At 41.3% G+C, this 21,104-nt stretch carries 21 protein-coding genes and 5 pseudogenes; 21 read left to right on the top strand and 5 right to left on the bottom strand.

What is annotated here, in order from left to right:
• Window positions 1–7: 7 nt before the first annotated feature.
• The 14 genes and pseudogenes from AAHT65_RS05470 to AAHT65_RS05400 form a co-directional block, all read left to right on the top strand.
• On the top strand, window positions 8–409 hold the full coding sequence (locus tag AAHT65_RS05470; RefSeq protein WP_088118288.1) for a hypothetical protein: 402 nt from the start codon (window positions 8–10) through the stop codon (window positions 407–409).
• A gap of 141 nt (window positions 410–550) precedes the next feature.
• Window positions 551–958, top strand: a complete 408-nt coding sequence (locus tag AAHT65_RS05465; RefSeq protein WP_088118287.1) for a YxiG family protein — start codon at window positions 551–553, stop codon at window positions 956–958.
• Between the two features lie 40 nt (window positions 959–998).
• Window positions 999–1,325: pseudogene (locus AAHT65_RS05460) on the top strand (DNA-binding protein); the annotation flags it as partial.
• Between the two features lie 512 nt (window positions 1,326–1,837).
• Window positions 1,838–2,330, top strand: a pseudogene (locus tag AAHT65_RS21590) (DUF4240 domain-containing protein).
• A gap of 196 nt (window positions 2,331–2,526) precedes the next feature.
• Window positions 2,527–2,997 (top strand): YxiF family protein, encoded by a 471-nt coding sequence (locus AAHT65_RS05445; RefSeq protein ID WP_088118533.1) that lies wholly within the window; start codon window positions 2,527–2,529, stop codon window positions 2,995–2,997.
• 28 nt (window positions 2,998–3,025) lie between these two features.
• Window positions 3,026–3,370, top strand: a complete 345-nt coding sequence (locus tag AAHT65_RS05440; RefSeq protein ID WP_088118285.1) for a hypothetical protein — start codon at window positions 3,026–3,028, stop codon at window positions 3,368–3,370.
• Between the two features lie 50 nt (window positions 3,371–3,420).
• Window positions 3,421–3,837, top strand: a complete 417-nt coding sequence (locus tag AAHT65_RS05435; protein WP_088118284.1) for a YxiG family protein — start codon at window positions 3,421–3,423, stop codon at window positions 3,835–3,837.
• 147 nt (window positions 3,838–3,984) lie between these two features.
• Window positions 3,985–4,189, top strand: a pseudogene (locus AAHT65_RS05430) (hypothetical protein); the annotation flags it as partial.
• 84 nt (window positions 4,190–4,273) lie between these two features.
• On the top strand, window positions 4,274–5,158 hold the full coding sequence (locus AAHT65_RS05425; RefSeq protein ID WP_088118283.1) for a hypothetical protein: 885 nt from the start codon (window positions 4,274–4,276) through the stop codon (window positions 5,156–5,158).
• 50 nt (window positions 5,159–5,208) lie between these two features.
• On the top strand, window positions 5,209–5,751 hold the full coding sequence (locus AAHT65_RS05420; RefSeq protein WP_088118282.1) for a hypothetical protein: 543 nt from the start codon (window positions 5,209–5,211) through the stop codon (window positions 5,749–5,751).
• Between the two features lie 22 nt (window positions 5,752–5,773).
• Window positions 5,774–6,249 (top strand): annotated as a pseudogene (locus AAHT65_RS05415) (DUF2716 domain-containing protein).
• A gap of 28 nt (window positions 6,250–6,277) precedes the next feature.
• Window positions 6,278–6,574, top strand: coding sequence for a YxiJ family protein (locus AAHT65_RS05410; RefSeq protein ID WP_343311095.1), 297 nt, complete (start codon window positions 6,278–6,280; stop codon window positions 6,572–6,574).
• 13 nt (window positions 6,575–6,587) lie between these two features.
• Window positions 6,588–7,043 carry a hypothetical protein gene (locus AAHT65_RS05405; protein ID WP_088118280.1) on the top strand — a complete coding sequence of 152 codons (456 nt, stop codon included), beginning with the start codon at window positions 6,588–6,590 and terminating at the stop codon, window positions 7,041–7,043.
• Between the two features lie 17 nt (window positions 7,044–7,060).
• Window positions 7,061–7,189: pseudogene (locus tag AAHT65_RS05400) on the top strand (hypothetical protein); the annotation flags it as partial.
• A gap of 213 nt (window positions 7,190–7,402) precedes the next feature.
• Here AAHT65_RS05400 and AAHT65_RS05395 read toward each other — a convergent pair.
• Together AAHT65_RS05395 and AAHT65_RS05390 are read right to left on the bottom strand one after the other, a co-directional pair.
• Window positions 7,403–7,924 (bottom strand): DUF2812 domain-containing protein, encoded by a 522-nt coding sequence (locus AAHT65_RS05395; protein ID WP_343311094.1) that lies wholly within the window; start codon window positions 7,922–7,924, stop codon window positions 7,403–7,405.
• Window positions 7,925–7,926: 2 nt separating this feature from the next.
• Window positions 7,927–8,262, bottom strand: a complete 336-nt coding sequence (locus AAHT65_RS05390) for a PadR family transcriptional regulator (protein ID WP_268512987.1) — start codon at window positions 8,260–8,262, stop codon at window positions 7,927–7,929.
• A 164-nt stretch (window positions 8,263–8,426) separates the two neighbouring features.
• Here AAHT65_RS05390 and AAHT65_RS05385 point away from each other — a divergent pair, with 164 nt between their 5' ends.
• Complete coding sequence (locus AAHT65_RS05385; protein WP_343311093.1) at window positions 8,427–9,575, top strand: rhamnogalacturonan acetylesterase; 1,149 nt, start codon at window positions 8,427–8,429, stop codon at window positions 9,573–9,575.
• A 5-nt stretch (window positions 9,576–9,580) separates the two neighbouring features.
• Here AAHT65_RS05385 and AAHT65_RS05380 read toward each other — a convergent pair whose 3' ends face one another.
• Window positions 9,581–10,393, bottom strand: coding sequence for a pentapeptide repeat-containing protein (locus tag AAHT65_RS05380; RefSeq protein WP_151290030.1), 813 nt, complete (start codon window positions 10,391–10,393; stop codon window positions 9,581–9,583).
• A gap of 208 nt (window positions 10,394–10,601) precedes the next feature.
• Here AAHT65_RS05380 and mce point away from each other — a divergent pair, with 208 nt between their 5' ends.
• On the top strand, window positions 10,602–11,018 hold the full coding sequence (mce, locus tag AAHT65_RS05375) for a methylmalonyl-CoA epimerase (protein WP_010790387.1): 417 nt from the start codon (window positions 10,602–10,604) through the stop codon (window positions 11,016–11,018).
• A 78-nt stretch (window positions 11,019–11,096) separates the two neighbouring features.
• Window positions 11,097–12,542 (top strand): DEAD/DEAH box helicase, encoded by a 1,446-nt coding sequence (locus AAHT65_RS05370; RefSeq protein WP_061668989.1) that lies wholly within the window; start codon window positions 11,097–11,099, stop codon window positions 12,540–12,542.
• Between the two features lie 165 nt (window positions 12,543–12,707).
• Here AAHT65_RS05370 and AAHT65_RS05365 read toward each other — a convergent pair whose 3' ends face one another.
• Entirely contained in the window at window positions 12,708–13,952 is a 1,245-nt protein-coding gene (locus AAHT65_RS05365; RefSeq protein ID WP_343311092.1) for an MFS transporter, read from the bottom strand.
• A 249-nt stretch (window positions 13,953–14,201) separates the two neighbouring features.
• Here AAHT65_RS05365 and AAHT65_RS05360 point away from each other — a divergent pair, with 249 nt between their 5' ends.
• From AAHT65_RS05360 to AAHT65_RS05350, 3 genes are all read left to right on the top strand, one after another.
• Entirely contained in the window at window positions 14,202–14,879 is a 678-nt protein-coding gene (locus AAHT65_RS05360) for a hypothetical protein (protein WP_343311091.1), read from the top strand.
• Window positions 14,880–15,026: 147 nt separating this feature from the next.
• Window positions 15,027–15,860, top strand: coding sequence for a BglG family transcription antiterminator LicT (gene licT / locus AAHT65_RS05355; protein ID WP_088118273.1), 834 nt, complete (start codon window positions 15,027–15,029; stop codon window positions 15,858–15,860).
• A gap of 387 nt (window positions 15,861–16,247) precedes the next feature.
• Window positions 16,248–17,357, top strand: coding sequence for a hypothetical protein (locus tag AAHT65_RS05350; RefSeq protein ID WP_088118272.1), 1,110 nt, complete (start codon window positions 16,248–16,250; stop codon window positions 17,355–17,357).
• A gap of 62 nt (window positions 17,358–17,419) precedes the next feature.
• Here the strand turns inward: AAHT65_RS05350 and citH are convergent, their stop codons facing one another.
• Window positions 17,420–18,706, bottom strand: coding sequence for a citrate transporter CitH (citH, locus tag AAHT65_RS05345; protein WP_061668994.1), 1,287 nt, complete (start codon window positions 18,704–18,706; stop codon window positions 17,420–17,422).
• A gap of 276 nt (window positions 18,707–18,982) precedes the next feature.
• On the opposite strand from citH, the gene AAHT65_RS05340 reads away from it, so the two are divergent.
• Complete coding sequence (locus AAHT65_RS05340; protein WP_343311090.1) at window positions 18,983–21,052, top strand: catalase; 2,070 nt, start codon at window positions 18,983–18,985, stop codon at window positions 21,050–21,052.
• The last annotated feature ends 52 nt before the right edge of the window (window positions 21,053–21,104 follow it).

Here is a 21,104-nt window from a genome sequence, read left to right as displayed (position 1 = left end):
GGATATATTGAACAGTCTCACTACCAATAATAATTTTTCTAAAATTGAATTTAGAATTTTACAGGTCGATCAATCAGATGAATTTGATGGAGGATACCATTTTATAAGTTGCTTAACAATATCAGAAGAAAACCTTTTAGTTGAGATAAAGGAAATTGAGTTAAATCTTAGGTTCTTCAAAGATTGGCTGGAATTTATCTATAGCACTTCAAAAAAAGAATTAGTTTCTTTGGATGGAAGACTTAGATTAACTATTAATAATCAACATAACCATTTAACAATGAAATTTATATATTTTGAAATTGACTATGAGGAGGAAATTTTCAAAGAGTTGCAACTCTATAATGAGGAAATCACATCATTTAGAAATAAACTTACTAAATTTATTGATTTTTATATGTATAAATAAAGGTGTGAACAATATAGCCTGTACTGATTAATTAAGTACAGGCTTGCTTTTTTTAAATTTGGAGAATTTATGATTATCATCAAGCCCCTTTTATATAAGGATTTGTTGGTATATAAACAGAGATTAGTCAGGAGAGGAAGAATGTACAAAACAATTGAACAATGGATAGATTACATTGACGGGGGTTGCAATGTTTTAAAGGTCGATTATCAGTTCTTTAAAAAAGAACTCTTACTTGATATTCAAGTTGTTCAAAATAAAGCTGAATATTCGAATAATATTATATTTCAAAATGTAGCTTCTGTTTATTTTAATGGAGGTGATGATGATATCAGATTGGAAAAGATTGTACCGGAGGAGTTCAATTGGCAAATTTTCGAGATTAGTTATCACCCGGAAGGAATCGGAAACCTATCAAATCCTATAATACCAGAGTATCAATCCAATGCTAATTTTCTCATTGACATAAACAGAAGATTGATAGCTGTAGAGGCTGAGACTGTTTCTTTTGATTCAAAACAATTTTTTGCGTATAAGGTTAATGAGTAACAAAACATATCACATCCTTTCTAACTTGGGAGCATAACCAATGAAAAAATTACAATTTAATAAAATCATCAATATGAACACCCAAGATTATTTTTTCCATGTCGATGCACAGGGACGTGTATACATCGGAAAAGGGGTGAAAGGTGATCACACCATTTCAATCTATGATCCTTCTGGTGGTGTTCGGGATTTTAAAGTGAAAGAACAGATTGCATACAGTGATTTTCTGCTCTTTCAACAATGTGTAAATTGCTATGTCTTCGTTTATTACGAATCGTATGAGCCGAAAGTAAAGGTTTTTTTAGAAGAGGGAAGGGAGAAAAGTGTTTTTCACTTGCCTTCTGGAGTTTCCTGCTGTCTTTTGGATGAGAAACAAAACCTTTGGGTGGGTTTAAGTGATGAAGGAATTTATGGTGATGAAAACACCAATGGAAAAAGTGTGCTGTGCTTCACTTTAGACGGACAACTAAAGGAAACTCACATTGATCAACAGCTTTCAGAAATATATGCGCCCGTGGTAGATGACTGCTATGCACTTGCAGAAAAAGATGGACTGATCTACATGCTGTATTACTCTTATACAGTCATTGCTGCGTTTGATGAGATGGACGTGAAACGAGTGTGGATTATTTCTGATAAAGATTATTCTGGGGTATATGACCAGCTTGCCATTTCAAATGATGGGTTTTGGGTATGCAGAGATGAGCATTCACTGTCCCTCATCCCGGCTGATGTCAGTCTGCCGGTGCAAGAGGTGAAGTGCTGTGATCCAGACGGGCGAGAGCTGTCGATACAACAGCTGAAACTGACAAGTAATGCTATTTATGCAATATCAGATTCGGGGATCTATAAGAGGGATATCAGAGAGGGAAAAACCAAATGAATGAAACATCTTTTTGCCAGCTTATTGACCATGCTGGCAGCCAGGAAGAACCTAATGAGTGGCTGCGTGATGCATTATTGAAAAAAGATATCAATGAGATCGTTGATTTTGAATTTATGCTTCAGACATTCATGCAAAAAAGCTATCTGTCCTCACTATGGGCTGCAGCATATCTTAATGGACGGTTGCTCGGACGATACATTTGATTATTTCCACGGATGGCTGATTGCCCAGGGCAAAGAGACATTCGAAGAAGTGCTGCATGATCACGAGTATTTGGCAGCATACATCACGGAGGAAACGATTGATGAGGAAGGCTATCCGCAAAATGAAGACTTGCTGTCAGTGGCAATCGAGGCGTTGACATATATGAAGACTGGCGACGATGAATGGGATGATGAAGTACACGACGAGCTTTTAGATGCGCTTGAACAAAAGGGGCCTGCCGAATCAGATGAGATTGGATTGGGAAGAAGAAGATTTGCCTGAAAGGTTTCCAAAACTGTGGGAGCGTTTTGAGGATAACCCGCTGGGTGAGTTTTAAATAGTAGAATATAAAGCTTGTATCAATAAGCGATACAAGCTTTTTTTAGAACAATTCTGGATGATGAATGATGAAGAAAACAAGAGAATATTAATCAATCTAAAAGAACTTGAGACATTGACGGCGGAGGGAATGCGGTCCGTGCAAAAAAAATTAATCGACAAACTCGCCGAGAATAAAAGACGTTTGTTGAAGAGTGAAATCAAAGAAAAACTAGTCCCTTGTGCAGAAAGAGGCTTCACTTATCGTTTTGCTGATCTGGCGAAAAGTAAGCAGTTGCTTGAGCTGGTTTTATCAAATTCAATACAAGCCAATACCCGTGAGGTTGATGCTCTCGGAAAAACGGAAGCGAAACATCTGATCTTGAAAACATCTCAGTCCTATGTTGCCTATGATGACAGGGACGTTCTGCTGTTTCATCAATACAGCAACGAAATTGGTGCGTTAGTTTGTACCTTCGGAAAATGTCTCGAGCACCTTGACGGCTTATTAGAATGTATTGAGTTCGACGAATGGCTTCTCAATCATAGTTTTATTTTGGTTGAGCCCGAGTGTCAGTTTGGTTTATGTATATTGCACACGGAATACGGATGCGAGCTTGTTTATTGGTAGATGCTTTCCTAGGAGGAATTCTTTTGGAATGTATCCTTTGTGGAAAAAACTTCAATATCTAACAATCAGTACGGTGCTTTGCATACTATTAATAAATCATTTAATACTTGAATACGTGGTGATCAAATTGAGCGGGCCAAAGCTAATGGAATGCACAAATAAAATCAAAAGTGTCTTAAATGGACAAACAACAAGAGAAGAAGTGTCAGATTGGGCGGGCACTTATATTTATACTGATGATCCCGAGGTAGAAGACGATAGAGTCTGGGATATGTTAATCCTTCTAAGCGGGATTGATTTGAAAAATTCTTCTGAAGCTTATTTGCATTCAACAGATGATTTAAATGATTGGATCAAACAATATACGGAGTAATTAGTTTTTCTGCTTGTTGCAAGGCGTTATTGATTAAAACGAGGTAGGAGATGACAATGTACAAAACAATTAATGATTGGGTTGATTATATAGATGAGGGGTGCAGTGTCCTTCATTTAGATTTTAATGTGTTTAAAAAAGAGCTCTCACTTAATATCAAGGTTTTTGAAGGTGAAGGTGAATATACGCATAAGATATTATTCCAAAATGTGGCATCTACTTATTATAGTGCAGATGTTGGTAACATGAGATTAGAAAAAATTGTTCCGGAAGAATATAATTGGCAAGTATTTGAGTTCAGTTATCACCCGGAAGGAGTCGGAAATCTTTCGAATTCTAAAAATGAACACTATCATTCAAACGCTAATTTTCTTATTAATATGAACAGCATGTTAATTGCGATAGAAGCTGAAACAGTTTGCATTGATGATCAATCGTTTTATGCATATCATTCAAATCATAAATAAACACCTCACATAAGAAAGGTTGTCAGCCTTTTACGAATTAACAGGGGCCGGACAATATGTAAACGGCGATGGCATCACGATTTCAAACAGCATGAAAAGGAAATAAAGGTTTATTATAATAACCCTCATATAAAACAAGGAGGTAGTATGGCCAAGATTAGAGACGATTGTCTTGAACTTGAACTAACACCGAGAAGGTATCAAGAAATGGACGATGATTCATTTTATTTTATCCATATTTGAGTTGTTGGAAAATAAGAAAGCGATCGTTCGCGATTTTTCCGCTGTTTTATTAGAAAGTGAATATAAATTGCTGATATCTGGAATTGGAACGTTGATAATGGGAAATCAAGAAGCTTCCTTTTTTAAAATAGTCGACTTGCAAAAGGGAATATTTAAGAGATTTTGTCGAATAGCTTTTTGAAAGGTGGCATATATGTCTGATTTAATTTTTAAAGGATTACACAGAGTAACAGAGAAAGGCAAAATATTATTATCAATGAGTGATTCAGAATTCATTGTATTGACCCAGCAGGAACGAAATGATCATGGATACGTCAATCATATTTCTCTTTATTCAAACACTGATGGCCGATTCTTAAACAGCTATAGCGTACAAACCAAAAAGCAAGTTATAAATGTACAAAAAGTTGATGATTCATTTTTGTTTTTAATAGATAAAGAGTACGAGGATGGAACAAGAAACGTTGAACCTAACATATATGTGTGGAGTCCGCTCAAAGGATTCTATCAATCTTTTTTTGCGGGGCGATACATTAATTCAATGATGATAGATCAAAATAAGAATCTATGGGTCGGGTATGATGAAACGGGCATATTTTCATGCGTTGATCAGGAAATAAGCTCAAGAGGAATTAATAAATTTATTTTAAAAAATGGGGAATATGAATTGAACTCCGATGGTATTAGTTCTTATGTGATTGACCAATATTATTCTACTTTTGTAAGTGAAGATGCCATCTATTTGCATTACAGATCGATGGGAGAAGACTATTTACAAAAACTGAAATTATCGGGAGAAATGTTAGGACAATATAAGTCTGAAATAGAGTTTCATTCCTGTATCCAAAACGGCTCGTATCTTTACCTATTCATTTGGGATGACTTATATCATATAAAAAAAGCAGTTAAGACAGATGATATGCAAAGCTTTGCAGAACATAAGATGTTGAATGAAAATACTGGTGAAGATCTATGTTTTGCCCAAGTAGCTGTATATAAAGATAAGTGTGTAGGAATTGATCATCATCATAATCTTTTTCTGTTAAATAATAAACAGCTTATAAATGTGACCCTTTAAATTTTTGTTCATTTGATATGCAAATTTTTAAAAACCTAGGAGCATAACCAATGAAAAAATTAAACATGAATAAAATCACCAATACGGACACTCAAGATTGTTTTTTCCATGCCGATGCACAGGGACGTGTTTACATTGGAAAAGGTGTGAAAGGTGATATTACCATATCAATCTTTGATCCTACTGGCGATGTTCGGGATTTTAAAGAGAAAGAGCAGATTACATGCAGCGATATTCAGCTCTTCCAACAATGTGCAAATGGCTATGTTTTCGTTTATTACGAATCGTATGAGCCGAAGGTAAAGGTTTTTTTAGCAGACGGAAAAGAAAATAGTGCATTTTCTCTGCCTTCAGGGGTTTCCTGCTGTCTTTTGGATGAAAAACAACAGCTTTGGATCGGGACGGTCAACTGTTACAGAGCAGACCTTAAGCCGTCTCTTTATTTGATTTCTACCGATGTGAGTCAAGAGATGGAAGAGATAACTTGCTGTGACTCGAACGGTGAAGCCCTAGACTTTCAACAGCTGAAACTGACAAGTAACGCTGTTTACGCAGTGACCTCTTCTGGTGTTTATAAGCAGGATATCCAATAGCATGATATGTAAGGATGAGATCATGATGAATTGCCACGCTTTAAGTCATACAAAACAAATCTGGTCACATGTGAACAAGCTTGTAAAATGGAAGCCCGGAAGCAGATTTCATCACATCATCCCGCCCGATCCATATCAAGTGTTTGATATGGATCGGGCGGGATGAGCAGTAAAGCCAGTAATGATGAGGTGGTCAGAGTGCTGAATGATTTAGAGACTTCGATTTTAAAAGCATTTCAATCATGTACTGGAAATCGGGATGTGATATACGCATTAGATTGGCAGCATACCTTTAGTCCTCATCAGGCAATGCCGAAGGATGAATTTGGCGATTGGCCTGTTCCGATATTTCCAGATGGAGACTATTATTTCTTTTTTCATCAGGGCTTTTCTTGGTGGCTTTTGGGTGATTCCTGGAAATGTACAATCACTGTGTTTGGTGAAGAGTTATTGAAGGCGATAGATAAATATCCGCCTATCCTGTTTCCAAATAGATGAGTTCATGTGTCGGAGGGAGGTAATCAGCATGTTTCAAAAGCTGAAAAAGAGGCAGCGAGAGCTTGAAGAACAGCCGTATCCTGATGAATTGTATGGCTTTGAAGCGGAAATATATGAGTTTTTTTTGCTTGTTGATGGCAGTTTGGGTTATGTGTTGGCGAATAAAAGGATGCCCCGGCATCAGCGGCATTCGTTGGAGAAAAGCTTTTTTGAGCTGTATCCTGACATCCCGCCGGATATGATCAAAAACGATACCGATCTGTATCATCACATTCTCTTGTATGAGCAAGTCAGACAAGAGATTTGCGCTGCGCTAACCAACTGATAAGGAGGATTTTATGGAAAAAACCTCTATAAGCAGTATCGGCAATTTGGACATGATCGAGCTTAAGCCTGACCAAACCGTTATGTCATGCGAACTTGAAGATGCTGAGTCTTTTTATCGTTTTTGGCAAGGGCTTGCCTATGAGCGAATCATGATACAGGTGATAACAACTGGTTCATTTATAGAAGACCTGTCAGAGTATTTCAAAGGTCATGCTTACAAGGTAATGAAGCTGGCGAAAAGGAAATTCCATTTCCACTGCGTATTACATGAAGCAGACCGGGACATTGCAGGTTTTCTATTTCTGTTAGCTTCTATCAATGATGATGTTTTTCTGATCACTGATCCTCAACCAGATAACAGCTATTTTTCCGAAGGGAAACTCCAATGCCTGACGGACTCGGGCGAACGGATCATGTGGTTTGAATTCGATGCTGCGGAGATCTATATGGTTGGCGATGAAACATAAAAGTAGGAGGAATCCATATGAATATCACACAATACGAGAAAATGAAACAGCATCTTTCTCACACGGATACAGGTCCATTTACATTAAAAGAGTTTTCTTTCTATATGAAAGAAGATGATCGTTACATTCAAATTCCTGTGTTTGAATTAAAACTCTCAGCTCAAACCTGTGAAATCCATTTACGGTTTGATGACATCAGTGCATCGAGACTGGACGACCTTGAATCCGTCGAATGGGTTGAATTGGACATTTCACCGACTGACGATCAATGGGAAAGGCTCCGTTATTATGTTTATGATCAAGAGAACCAAATGAGTTTCTATTGCGGAGGATGGGATGTAATCAAGTGTGACAAGAAGTCACACTGATTTTCCCCACTTTCCAAGCGTTCTTGCTTTTGTTGCCGCATATGTCACGAGAAACGGGAAAGTCAAAATGAGAAAAGCCAAAGGAACCCAATTTGTTAATCCGGTCAAATAATGGAGTGCAATTGACCAGAGAGTCAGGAAACTCAAGGTGCAGGTGACGTTTCGAACGTCTTTTTCGCTTCTTTTATATTTCTCACTCATGGTGGATTGATCACTGTATATCGGAGAAGTCCCAGGCTCAGCCGAAAAGATATGCATGCCTTGTGAAGAGCAAACACGTTCCCATCCGGCCGCTTCAAACATCTCGGTGTAATCCGCCAAGCTTTCTTCCCCAACATCATGATAATCAATACTGTAGATCAGATTTCGCGGCGCAGCTTTTTTAAGCTTATACCCCATAAAAGCAAATGAATCGAGCACCCAGCCTTTGCTGGCCATATCACTGAGTTTCTTCATATCTTTTTCTTCTGAAAAAGCCAAGCCTTCGGACATCATATATTTTTTCTGTTTCATGATTAATCCCCTTTCAATTGTTGAAAAGCGCGTTCGCCGTGTTCAGCCATCACCTTTCTGCGCTGAATTTCTTTTTTGAGTAATTCTTGGCCGTGCAGGGTTGCCTGGTACACTTTGCGGCGCGGGTTGTCGTTGTTGACAAGCTCAATGATCTCTTCCTGCAATAATTTCTTTAACAATGTATATAAGGTAGCTGGGCCGATCGTAAAGGAGTCATCGGTCATTTCCTCAATCTCCTGCATGATCGAATATCCGTGTTTTGGCTCCAGCAATGTTAAGACAATATAATAGGCTGGATCGGTGAGCTGATCCATTTCCTGCGGACGTTGCTTTGGCAAGTGGTCACCTCATTTCTTATATCAATTAATGATATATCACTTATTGATATAATAAAATCTTCCTTTTGTTTTGTCAATGCAATTTTTTTCTGAATTCAGTCATCATAAAGAAACAATCACCGAGTATGCATTAATGAATGCGTTTTCAAGTAGGGGGATTCTTAATGAAAAAATGGATAGCGGCGGGTTTTGTGATGATGTTGATGTTGTGTTTCGGCAAAATAGAAAGTATAAAGGCAGCGGAGCAAAAGGTGTATCAGTTTGACTTTGGGAGCGGTTCGGTTGAGCCTGATTACATTGGTGTAAAGGCGTCTGACCGTTATAACTCGTCAAAGGGCTACGGTTTTCAAACACCGGAACATATGAAGGATGTGGCGGCATCCGGGACTGGCGTGAAAAGTGATGCGGTCCAATTTTTGGCGTATGGGACGAAAAGCGACAACACGTTTAATATTGATCTTCCGAACGGCCTTTATGAGGTGAAGGTGACGCTAGGCAATACGGCGAGGGCAAGCGTGGCAGCGGAGGGTGTGTATCAGGTCATCAATATGACGGGAGACGGCGCGGAGGATACGTTCCAAATCCCTGTCACCGATGGGCAGCTGAATCTGCTGGTGACTGAAGGCAAGGCGGGGACGGATTTTACGCTCAGCGCCCTGAAGATCAAAAAATTGTCTGATCAGCCGGTGACGAACCGAACCATCTATGTCGGCGGCGATTCGACGGTATGCAATTATTATCCGCTCAACAGCAGCAAGCAGGCGGGCTGGGGGCAGATGCTGCCGCAATTCATGAAAAAGAATGCTTTTCAGGTGAGGAATATGGCGTCCGGCGGTCAGTTTGCCAGAGGTTTTCGGGATAACGGGCAATTAGAGGCCATTCTGAAATATATCAAACCGGGTGATTATTTTATTCTGCAGCTTGGCATTAATGACACGAATCCAAAAAACAATGAAACAGAAGCGGAATTTAAAGAAATCATGCGGGACATGGTGCGGCAGGTGAAGGCAAAAGGGGCTGAGGTCATTTTATCGGCACCGCAGGGCAGAGCGACTGATTTCAACGCAGCAGGTGAACATACCGCCTTAAACAGGTGGTACAGAGCGTCTATTTTGGCGTTGGCAAAAGAAGAACAGACAGCGCTGATTGATCTCAACGTTCTCAGCTCCTCTTATTTTACATCCATAGGGCCGGAAAAAACGCTCGCGCTTTATATGGACGGAGATACGCTGCATCCGAACCGCGCAGGCGCCGGTGAACTTGCGCGCATTGTTGCTCAGGAATTGAAAAAACTAGGAGTGAACGGATTTTAGCGTCATTAACTCAGCCAATGCTCCGGGGTATTTATATAAAAAGGCAGTTTAGTTTGTCTATTGCCTTTTGCTGAATTGATTTGAGACTGAGTAAGAAATATAGCGCCAGTTAAGTTTGCGCCGCTTAAATCTGCATCTCGTAAATCTGCACCTATAAAATCAGCTTTCCTTAAATCGGCATTTCTTAGATTTGTTGCTATGAAAAGTACGCCTCTTAAATTCGCACCCTGCAGGTTTACACCTTTTAAATTAGCCCCTAAATAATCTAGTCCTTTTAGGGTCTTTGTATTTTGCTGATTCTGAATAAAGTCTTTACGGACTAATTCACTTGTCATAACGAGTATTTTATTGACAATTTCTCTATGCGAAGGTATGTCTAGCTCTAATATTTCTTTAGGAGGAAGATTTGTCATCGTTATCGTTTTATGATAAATGTTTTTTATTTCAGTCTGGATCAACTGTGTTTCTTTTAAATCTAAAGCTTGACTGAGATAGCTGAGCATCTCATGCAATTGCTGGACAATAGGATATACAGCGAATATTTCACTTGCTTGTTTTGGATTATGACGCCAGCCATCCCCGTTATATATGTGTTGTGAAACATGTTGGCCGGCTCCAAAGCACTCATAGGAAACACAGCCGCGAAAACCCTTTTCTCTTAGCTGGTCATGTATGTTGCATTGATGATCTGAGAGCAAATTACGGCATGGTTCCCCGCCATCTTTATTAAACGCAAAGTCAGCAGACTTTGCATACGGCAAAGCGACACAACATAAACCAAAACAATTGTCACAGTCAGACTGTAAAAAGCTTTCCACAGTAAAACACTTCCCTTTGGCATTTTAGCAATACTTTTTTATCGTACAATTATAACTCATATATTTATGAGGCCCTATTGTTTTTTCACAAACCTGCCGCGTCAGTTGATAAAGGAAAATAACGCATTTTACATTTTTAAAGAAAGCAGCATTTTATATCACTAACTCCTTTATAATAAACAGTAATACAGATCGCCAGGGGGATAACATGCATATTGACCATATTGGAATTGCGGTAAGAGATCTTGACGGAGCCATCTCATTTTACACAGATATTCTCGGCGCCGAATTAACAGATAGGTATTCCAATCCGGCACCAGGTGTAGAAACACATGTCGCCGTGATAAAGACCGGACAGGATGTGATTGAGCTTCTTTCACCGACAAGTCCATCCAGTCCGATTGCCGCTTTTTTAAAGCAAAAAGGAAAAGGCGTTCATCACATCGCCTATCGTGTGCCTGATTTGGACAAGTCTATTTCCGAGCTGAAAGAAAAAGGGATGACTTTTTTAGAACACACCTATCGGACAACCCATCTCGGAAGACGGCTGATTTATATGAATCCGAGACATTCAGAAGGCGTGATTACTGAATTCTGTGATTATCTGGAAAAAACAAGCTTTTAACATCAAACACATACGCTTCAGCCAATTAGAGTATAATGAAAATATGTGTCATAGAAGCACCATAGAGGGAGTTAATCAATGAGTAAAATAAGTTTTAAAGACTATACATTAAGCGCTGAAATTGTAAGGGCGTTGGAAGGCTTAGGCTACATGAGCCCGACAGAAGTACAACAAAAGGTAATGCCTCAAGCCCTTGAAAAAAAGGATCTTGTCGTGAAATCACAGACGGGAAGCGGGAAGACGGCGGCGTTTGGCATTCCGATTTGTGAAATGGCGGATTGGGACGAGAATAAGCCGCAGGCGCTGATCTTGACGCCGACCCGTGAACTCGCGGTTCAAGTGAAGGAGGATATCACAAATATCGGCCGTTTTAAGCGAATGAAGGCGGCGGCTGTTTTTGGGAAGTCCCCTTTTGACAAACAAAAAGCCGAACTGAAGCAAAAAACCCATATCGTCGTCGGGACGCCGGGACGTGTGCTGGACCATATAGAAAAAGGAACGTTTCCTTTAGAACGTCTGAAGTATCTGGTGATTGATGAAGCCGATGAAATGCTGAATATGGGATTCATTGAGCAGGTAGAGGCGATTATTAAGCATTTGCCGCGCGACCGAATGACCATGCTGTTTTCAGCAACACTTCCTGAAGACGTAGAACAGCTTTCACGCAAGTACATGAAGAACCCGGAGCACATTGAAATCAAAGCCGCCGGCCTGACCACAAAACATATTGACCATTCGGTTATTGAAGTCAGAGAAGAACATAAATTCTCCCTTCTCAAAGACGTTCTCGTGACAGAGAATCCGGACAGCTGTATCATATTCTGCCGGACAAAAGAGAATGTGGACAAGCTGTCTGAAGAATTGGATGCTTTGGACTACCCTTGCGACAAGATTCACGGCGGCATGGTTCAGGAAGACCGATTTGATGTCATGAACGAATTCAAAAGAGGCGAGTTCAGATATTTAGCGGCGACTGATGTGGCAGCAAGAGGCATCGACATTGAAAATATCACCCACGTCATCAACTATGATCTGCCTCTTGAGAAAGAAAGTTATGTGCATCGGACGGGAAGAACGGGACGCGCAGGCAACCAAGGAAAAGCGATCACATTTGTCACGCCGTATGAAAAGAGATTTTTAGCTGAAATTGAGGCCTATATCGGATTTGAAATTCCGCAAGCCGAGGCTCCTTCCAGGGAAGAAGTCTCCAGAAAGAAACCGGCATTTATTGAAAAATTGAATGACCGGCCGACGGTTAAAAAGGATAAGAGTGAGCAGCTAAATAAGGATATTATGAAGCTGTATTTTAACGGCGGAAAGAAAAAGAAAATCAGAGCGGTTGATTTTGTAGGAACGATTGCCAAAATTGATGGTGTGACAGCGGACGATATCGGGATTATCACGATACAGGACAATGTCTCATATGTTGATATCTTAAACGGCAAAGGCCCGCTTGTCTTAAAGGTCATGAAGAAAACGACTGTAAAAGGGAAATTGCTGAAAGTCAATAAAGCGAATAAATAAAAGGAAATGGCCTAGACCCAAAGGGGGACAGGCCATTTTTAAATCAATTAGTAAATTCTCTGCCGTAATCCGCCAGCTTGTCTCTGTAAGCGACATCTTCCTGGGCGATAAATTCAAACCAGACACGCGGTCCGTCAATCGACATAGGTCTGGCTTAAAGCTTCGTCACGCATTCTCAGGGACAAACGCCAGAATGATAATCCCGGCCACAAACAAAACAATCAAGCTGAATACCGCGCTGGATGAGTCGCCGGTTAACTGGGCGGTAATGGCAACGAGCAGCGGACCCATAATGGAGGCAAACTTTCCGAAGATGTTATAAAAGCCGAAGAATTCGTTGGCGTGTTTTTTCGGGACGAGCTTTGCGAAATAGGAGCGGCTTAATGCTTGGATCCCGCCTTGCGATGTGGCTACAAGCATGGCTAATATCCAGAAATCAAGCGTCGTTTCCAGAAAATAAGCGTAAATACAAACGACCATATAGACAACAATGCCGGCGTACAGCATCGTTTTACCTGTGAATATCTCTGCAAGCTTTCCATATAAAATGGCAAAGGGCGCTGCGACAACCTGAGTGACGAATAGGATGATCAGCAAGTTAGCTGAACTGATACCCAAATCTGATCCATATGAGGTGGACATGGTAATAATTGTTCCCACGCCGTCAATATAGAAAAAATAGGCGAGAAGGAATAGAAATAGCGCCCTGTATTGCTTGATATGCTTTAATGTTTTGCCGAGGCGCTTGAAGCTGTTCGCAATGAGTTGAGGTTCTCTTTCTATGTAATAACGCTGGTGTACATTTTTTAGTAAAGGAATGGAAAAGAGGCCCCACCATACAGCTGTAATCAGGAAGGCAATTTGGCTTGCGGCTGAGACGGTGAGGGGAATCATCCCTGTCTGTGCACACAAGATCACTGCAATGCTGAGAATGAACGGGATCGCGCTGCCGATATATCCTAAACCGAAGCCGCGGGCGGATACCAGATTCATCCGTTCCTCCGGCGTCACATCGACAAGAAACGCATCATAAAACACATTCGCACCGGCAAAGCCAATGGTGGAAACGGTGTAACATAATAATAAAAGCAGCCAGTGTTCACTTGGGATAAAAGCGAGCAGAGCGGTGCATGAAACTCCTAACGTGAAAAAGAAAATAAAAAACTGTTTTTTACATCCTTTGTAATCAGCAATGGCTCCCAAAATGGGTCCGAGCATAGCCAAAATAAATGTTGAAATGGCGATTGTGTAGCCTAAATACGCAGTAGAATGAGCGGAGCTGACTCCTGAGCTCTCGGCAGCCGCTTTATAAAATAACGGAAACACGGCAGTTGTGATAATAATAGAATAAGCAGAATTTGCCCAATCATATAGAACCCAGCTGTTCTCTTCTTTCGTAAAACGCTTCATAAACCAGCATCCTCTCCCGATAATGATAGTCTTATTGTACGAGAAAACGAGTGTCTCTTATGGAATATTCATGATGTTTTACAAAATATTTACCGTTTTCTCATCATATGCTTGCTTCAGGATGTTTACTCCCGCAATGCTAAAGGGCCAAATGATTCTTTTGGTCATTGCTCCTATAAGATATATTTGGTACGATTTAACTACAATTTTACAAAAAATTCTTCTGGCAAGCAGAGAGGAGACACGATCATGAAGCAACTAGGCTTAATAGTGAGCCTGCTGATCGCTGTCCTTGTGATAAGCGCTAGTGAAAACCATACGCAGGAACCAAAAAAGCAGGTTCAGACACCATCAGAAAAACACCTCATAAAACCGCTGGGACATAAGAAACAGCGGGATTTTGACGAATATGACAGCGAGATGCAGCTGGCGATCATCTTCAGCTCCGTCATGCAGGTGACGGAGAAGTTTGATTACGGCATCGGCAATCCGGAGTACTTTGTCCGCAGCACCATGACAAAGGAAGAATCAGAAAGCGCCAAAAAAAGCCTTAAAACTGTTAAATTAGAAAAAGACGAATTACATAAGCAAAACAAAGAGGCTGTTGCTCTCCTTGAAAAATCACGGCTCAGAGAGAAAAGCCGCAAAGAAAATGAGCAGCTCATCCAAAAGAGAGAAGCCTTTTTCGATATCACAGACCAAATGATTGCTTTAATTAATAATGTCACGCCAAAAAACGCCCGGAAAACGAGAAAACAGCTTGATCAGCTAAAGAAACAGTACACCCAAAACAGTATTGATACGGGAAACCTAATGGATAAAATCGCCGATAAACAGGGAGTCGATGATACATCGTTCCGCAAGCATCTCGATCACCTCCTTCGTACGAACGGCGGCCGGCAGACGATGTTGACTGACATCTACTAGAGTACCAGAGCTGAGGATATCCTCAGCTTTTTTATGAAAACAGGTGCTTACTCTAAAGATATTGACCTAGTCAAAAAAGAATGTACAATCAAGATGTAACATGTTTTATGAGAAAATCTATAGATAATTAGATGGGAGGGACATGTAGTGAAAATAGCCAAGGTATATAATAATAACGTGGTCAGTGTGATCAATGAACACGATAAAGAGTCGGTCATCATGGGCAGAGGCATCGCTTTTCAAAAAAAGGCCGGCGATAAAGTGGACGAAGGCCGCATCGAGAAAATTTTCACCCTGGAAAACAAAGATGTATCGGAAAAATTCAAAACTCTTTTATATGAAATTCCGCTTGAGTGTATGGAAGTGTCCGAAGAAATTATAAGCTATGCCAAAATGCGGCTGGGCAAAAAAATCAACGACAGTATATATGTTTCGCTGACTGATCATATTAATTTCGCGATAGAACGCCATAAAAAAGGTTTAGATATAAAAAACGCTTTGTTATGGGAGACAAAAAGGCTCTATAAAGAGGAGTTTTCCATTGGCAAAGAAGCTTTATTGATGGTGGAAAAAAAGACGGGAATCTCTTTGCCTGAGGACGAGGCAGGCTTTATCGCGCTGCATATCGTAAATGCGGAGTTAAATGAAGAAATGCCGAATATCATCAGTATTACGAAAGTCATGCAAGAAATATTAAGTATTGTTAAATACCATTTTAATATCGAGTTTGACGAGGAATCTTTGTATTATTATCGCTTCGTCACCCATTTGAAGTTTTTCGCGCAAAGGCTGTTTAACGGAACATATATGGAAAGCAGTGATGATTTCTTATTCGAAACAGTAAAGAAAAAGTATCATCGCGCTTATAAATGCACTGAGAAAATCAAGCAATATATACAAAAGGAATATGATCATGAGCTGACAAGCGAGGAATTGCTGTACCTGACGATTCATATTGAAAGAGTCGTGAAACAAACGTAATGAAAAAAGGATGAGTTATTTTATAAAATGAAAGCGTTGACATCAGAAGGCTTGTATGGCAGTTTTTATGTAAAACTAAATATCTCAATGTTAGGATTGTTACTGATAAGCAGGCAAAACCTAAATGACTATTAGCGCAGGTGTTCGTTGCTGTCCTTGTAGTGGTTTAGGTTTTTTTATTTTCCAAACAGATGAACTATCACAAAGTCGCGGCATTTCCAGAGAACTTTTTTGGAGCACCTCCACTCCCGATTATAAGGTACCTGAACAAGAATCATACCGGATGGCGACGGAGATGTGAACTTTTTGGAAAAAAATCCATAAAAGGTATACAATTCTAGTTATTAACCGATATACTTCATATAAAAGGAGAAGGAGATGGAGTATATGGTGAAAAAGAGAGGGAATTTATGGAGGTCGGCATTGATCTGGACCCTATTATTATCAGTTTCCAGCCTTTTTATATGGACAGACGCTGCCTCTGCCAAAAGCTTGTTACATGAAAAGTCTATTTTAAAGAAACAAGAACAATTGAAAAAGGAAAATGAAACGGAAGACATCTCTTTAAATCAGACAGAAACTCTCGAACTTAAAACGGGGGAAAAACCGTTAAAAGTAACTAAACCTTCTAAAGAAAAAAACTTTGCAGCCAGTTCAGTAAATAGCTCTGATGATCAAGTTTTTAATAATGAATCTTCTCTTAGTGACAGCAACCCGGATGATTTATGGCTTTTTAGCACAACATCTGATAACACGCTTCTGACTAGGGTGCTGTCAGATAATACGGATTATTATTTGCAGTTGTATGTTGTAGACTGGGATACCGGCCAAGCAACTCCATCCAACATTATAAAGTCTGCAGGAGACTTAGTTGTTTTGAAAGAGCTGCCTGCAGGTGATTATTTAATCAGAGTGGCTTCTAATGGCGCCACGGGAGACAAGTATCATATTCAGCTGAATGCCAAAAATCCGGCAAATTTCACATCAGTAAAGTCCGTGACTTCGACTTTACAGCAATTTGTAGCAGGATATGAAGATGGCTCAATTTATGCGAACGGAACATATATGTATAATGAGGAAACAAAAACAGCTTCATTCAGCTGGGAAAGAGTATTCTATTTTTCTTATGGCGACGGATATAATCAGCGCACTCACTCTATTTCCAGTGTGAAAGTTAAGAATATCTCCGCCCCTATCACCTACAGTTCAAGCTATGCGAGTTCTAGTTCAGCCATCATGGTCTATTTAGATGTAAATACATTATTTATGCACCATGTATCGGCTTACAAGACAGGCCAGGGGTATCAAGATTCGTTTGCAGATACACTTGGAAAAACAACTCCGAGGCGGCTTGACACAGATGATTTGAATAATTATGGGGATCATATTCTCATAGTAGATTTGAAAACGGGGAAAGCCATTGACTTCTTTAGTGTGTTAAATTACTACTATGCTTCAGGTGTGGAGAAGATACCGACAATTCAATACATGAACTAGGAAACTAACAATGTAAAGAGGCTGTTCAACGGATATTAATACCTGTTGAACAGCCTCTTTTTTTACAGGGAAATGATGCCAATCACCAATGCGGCAATCGTCATGACAACAGTTGTGCCGATAGCCCATTTTAAAGTGAATTTTTGATGATCGCCGAAACTCACGCCCGCCATTCCCACTAAGAGATAAGTAGATGGAACGAGTGGGCTCAGCAGGTGAACAGGCTGCCCAAGCAAGGAAGCCCTTCCGATTTCAGCGGCATCTATTCCATAAGCGGACGCCGCTTCAGCAATAATTGGGAGAACCCCAAAATAGTAAGCGTCATTAGACATAAAAAAAGTAAACGGCATACTTGTGATGGCGGTAATCAAAGGCAGGTGCGGCCCCATGGACTCCGGGATGAGTGAAACAAGAGAATGCGCCATAGCGTCTACCATTTCTGTGCCCGAAAGGATCCCGGTAAAAATCCCGGCAGCAAAAACCATGGAAACAACGGCCAAGGCATTTCCAGCGTGGGCGGCGATACGTTCCTGCTGTAATTTCAGGTTTGGATAATTGATCATGAGAGCGACAGCGAATGCAGTCATAAAAAGGATGGGAAGCGGAAGCAGGTTTGTCAATAAAGCGACCATTAAACCGATCGTCAGCAAGAGATTAAACCACAGTAACCCCGGCCGTTTGAATGGAGATAACTCGATGCCCGCTGCTGCGTCTGGCTGATGGTCCAGCTCGATAATACCGAGCCTGTTCCGCTCCTTTTTCCCAAGGTAATAAGCAACAGCCAAAACCCATATTAATCCGGCGATCATGGCCGGAATCAGAGGAGTGAAGACTTCTGATGTTTCCAGCTTAAGAGAGGTCAATACCCTCGCGGTGGGTCCGCCCCACGGAATAATATTCATCACGCCGGAGCCAAGCATCGCGACCCCCGCTAAAATAAGGCGATTCATGCCAAGCCGTTTATAAAGAGGAAGCATCGCGGCAATTGTGATCATGTATGTCGTCGTTCCGTCGCCGTCTAACGAAATCGCCATTGTCAAAACGGCTGTGCCGACCACAATTTTTAAAGGGTCCCCTTTTACAACTGTTAAGATTTTAGTAATCAGAGGGTCAAACAATCCTGAATCAATCATGATGCCAAAATATAAAATCGCAAATAATAGCATAATGCCTGTCGGCGCAATGGATGTAACCCCATCCAGCATCATATCGCCAAGGTCTTTGGCAAATCCGCCGATAAGCGCAAAAACAATCGGAACCGTAATCAGAGCGATAAGAGCTGAGACCCGATTAGACATAATCAAATACATAAAGACGAAGATCATTAAAAATCCTAACATCGCGAGCATGGACAATCCCCCCTGATCATGTTTTTCAGAAAAAGAAAGCGCTTACCATAATGTGGTCAATCAGACTTCCAGTGCTTGGTCTCTTTTTAACATGCCATTCAAAAACATGTTGTCCTATTTATGTATGAACCAAATGATGTATATATGCCAGTGAATCAGGATGGCTGACATTCATCCCAGAAAAGATCTGGAAGTAGTTTATACGAAGCGGTGAAAGGGTAATCGTACAGTAGATATTTTTGAATATGGAATGATGAAAATCAGGGGGAACAAAACATGAGCAAAGACCACGAACATAAGGGCGTCAATGAACACAGCAAGGACGAGCAGTTAGAGCAGTACCGAATGGATAACAGAGGGAAAAAAATGACCACAAACCAGGGGCTGCGTGTATCCGAGGATGAACATTCCTTAAAAGCGGGTGTCCGCGGTCCTACTCTGATGGAGGATTTTCATTTTCGGGAAAAGATGACCCACTTTGACCATGAACGGATTCCTGAACGGATTGTGCACGCGCGCGGGTATGGCGTACATGGTTATTTTCAGGTATACGAGCCGATGACAGAATTCACACGGGCGAAATTTCTTCAGGACCCTTCGGTGAAAACGCCAGTATTTGTCCGGTTTTCTACGGTTGCGGGCTCAAAGGGTTCAGGCGACACAGTCCGTGACGCCAGAGGCTTTGCGACGAAATTTTATACAGAGGAAGGCAACTACGACCTGGTAGGAAACAACATTCCGGTTTTCTTCATTCAGGATGCCATTAAGTTTCCGGATTTGGTGCATGCGTTTAAGCCTGAACCTCACAATGAGATGCCGCAGGCCGCGACAGCCCATGATACGTTTTGGGATTTTGTCGCCAATAACCCGGAATCCGCCCACATGGTAATGTGGACGATGTCAGACAGAGGCATTCCCCGCAGTTACCGAATGATGGAGGGCTTCGGCGTTCACACATTCCGTTTTGTAAATGAGCAAGGGAAAGCACGTTTTGTGAAATTCCATTGGAAGCCTGTGCTCGGTGTCCACTCTCTCGTTTGGGACGAGGCACAGAAAATCGCCGGAAAAGACACCGATTTCCATCGTCGTGACCTTTGGGAAACAATTGAAAACGGAGGCATTGTTGAATACGAGCTTGGCGTGCAAATGATCGACGAAGAGGATGAATTTAAGTTTGACTTTGATATTCTCGATCCGACTAAGCTCTGGCCTGAAGAAATTGTGCCGGTGAAGCTCATTGGTAAAATGACGCTGAACCGCAACCAAGACAATGTGTTTGCAGAAACAGAGCAGGTAGCGTTCCATCCGGGCAATGTCGTGCCAGGCATCGACTTTTCGAACGATCCGCTCCTGCAGGGACGACTTTTCTCATATACGGATACACAGCTGATCCGTCTTGGCGGACCGAACTTCCATGAGATTCCGATCAACCGCCCTGTATGTCCGTTCCATAACAATCAGTATGACGGCTATCACCGAATGACGATTAACAAAGGGCCTGTCGCTTACCATAAAAACTCTCTTCAAAACAATGATCCGTCGCCGGCGACAGAGGAAGAAGGCGGATACGTCCATTATCAAGAGAAAGTGGAAGGCAGAAAAGTCCGCCAGCGCAGTGAGAGTTTCGAAGATTACTTCTCACAGGCGAAGCTGTTCTGGAACAGCATGTCCCCGGTTGAGAAGCAGCATATCATTTCTGCATTTTGTTTTGAAGTCGGAAAGGTGAAGAGCAAGGATGTGCAGCAGCAGGTTGTAGACTTGTTCGCCAATGTCGACGCCACGCTTGCAGAACATATCGCGGAAGGCCTTGGTGCAACGCCGCCAGATAAAAACAAGGAATCAAACGAATCGTTTCATTCTCCCGCTTTAAGTCAGGCCAATACGGTCAAAACACCGGTATCCAGACAGGTCGCCGTTCTCGTGGAAAACGGCTTCCATGGCGATGAAGTGCAGCAAGTATTGGATGCACTGAAACAGGCGGGTATCCGAGCGGATATCATCAGCCAAACCTTAGGAACAGTCACAAGCGAAGACGGCCGGGAACTCGAAGTCACCGCGACCTTCCTGACAACTGATTCGGTCTTGTATGACGCGGTCTATGTCGCAGGCGGCAAGCAAAGCACCGCCCAAACACAAAAAGCGGCAAAAGGTTTCATTAATGAAGCCTACAGCCACTACAAAGCAATCGGAGCGGCGAACGAGGGAGTGGAGCTGCTTGCCCTTGCGGCTGGTTCAACGGAAGAACCGGGTCTCGTAACAGCCAAAGACGAAAAAGACCTGGCACGCTTCAATCAGGCGTTTATTGAGGCGATTGCAGAGCATCGTCATTGGAATAGACAGGTATAATTCCAATCTCAATGCATTCATATTTACACTGCACTCAGGCTAAGGTATCTTT

This window comes from Bacillus atrophaeus (assembly GCF_039519175.1).
GTDB lineage: Bacteria > Bacillota > Bacilli > Bacillales > Bacillaceae > Bacillus > Bacillus atrophaeus.
This window is presented reverse-complemented; position numbering and strand designations above follow the sequence as displayed.

What these genes read in the sequence shown, in the direction of transcription:
- AAHT65_RS05465 (WP_088118287.1), top strand. Translation starts at nt 551, where the DNA reads ATGTACAAAACAATTGAACAATGGATAGATTACATTGACGGGGGTTGC.
- AAHT65_RS05370 (WP_061668989.1), top strand. Translation starts at nt 11,097, where the DNA reads ATGAGTAAAATAAGTTTTAAAGACTATACATTAAGCGCTGAAATTGTA.
- AAHT65_RS05340 (WP_343311090.1), top strand. Translation starts at nt 18,983, where the DNA reads ATGAGCAAAGACCACGAACATAAGGGCGTCAATGAACACAGCAAGGAC.
- AAHT65_RS05350 (WP_088118272.1), top strand. Translation starts at nt 16,248, where the DNA reads ATGGTGAAAAAGAGAGGGAATTTATGGAGGTCGGCATTGATCTGGACC.
- AAHT65_RS05360 (WP_343311091.1), top strand. Translation starts at nt 14,202, where the DNA reads ATGAAGCAACTAGGCTTAATAGTGAGCCTGCTGATCGCTGTCCTTGTG.
- AAHT65_RS05395 (WP_343311094.1), bottom strand. Translation starts at nt 7,924, where the DNA reads ATGAAACAGAAAAAATATATGATGTCCGAAGGCTTGGCTTTTTCAGAA.
- AAHT65_RS05425 (WP_088118283.1), top strand. Translation starts at nt 4,274, where the DNA reads ATGTCTGATTTAATTTTTAAAGGATTACACAGAGTAACAGAGAAAGGC.
- AAHT65_RS05405 (WP_088118280.1), top strand. Translation starts at nt 6,588, where the DNA reads ATGGAAAAAACCTCTATAAGCAGTATCGGCAATTTGGACATGATCGAG.
- AAHT65_RS05365 (WP_343311092.1), bottom strand. Translation starts at nt 13,952, where the DNA reads ATGAAGCGTTTTACGAAAGAAGAGAACAGCTGGGTTCTATATGATTGG.
- AAHT65_RS05440 (WP_088118285.1), top strand. Translation starts at nt 3,026, where the DNA reads ATGTATCCTTTGTGGAAAAAACTTCAATATCTAACAATCAGTACGGTG.
- AAHT65_RS05435 (WP_088118284.1), top strand. Translation starts at nt 3,421, where the DNA reads ATGACAATGTACAAAACAATTAATGATTGGGTTGATTATATAGATGAG.
- citH (WP_061668994.1), bottom strand. Translation starts at nt 18,706, where the DNA reads ATGCTCGCGATGTTAGGATTTTTAATGATCTTCGTCTTTATGTATTTG.
- AAHT65_RS05385 (WP_343311093.1), top strand. Translation starts at nt 8,427, where the DNA reads ATGAAAAAATGGATAGCGGCGGGTTTTGTGATGATGTTGATGTTGTGT.
- AAHT65_RS05410 (WP_343311095.1), top strand. Translation starts at nt 6,278, where the DNA reads ATGTTTCAAAAGCTGAAAAAGAGGCAGCGAGAGCTTGAAGAACAGCCG.
- mce (WP_010790387.1), top strand. Translation starts at nt 10,602, where the DNA reads ATGCATATTGACCATATTGGAATTGCGGTAAGAGATCTTGACGGAGCC.
- AAHT65_RS05420 (WP_088118282.1), top strand. Translation starts at nt 5,209, where the DNA reads ATGAAAAAATTAAACATGAATAAAATCACCAATACGGACACTCAAGAT.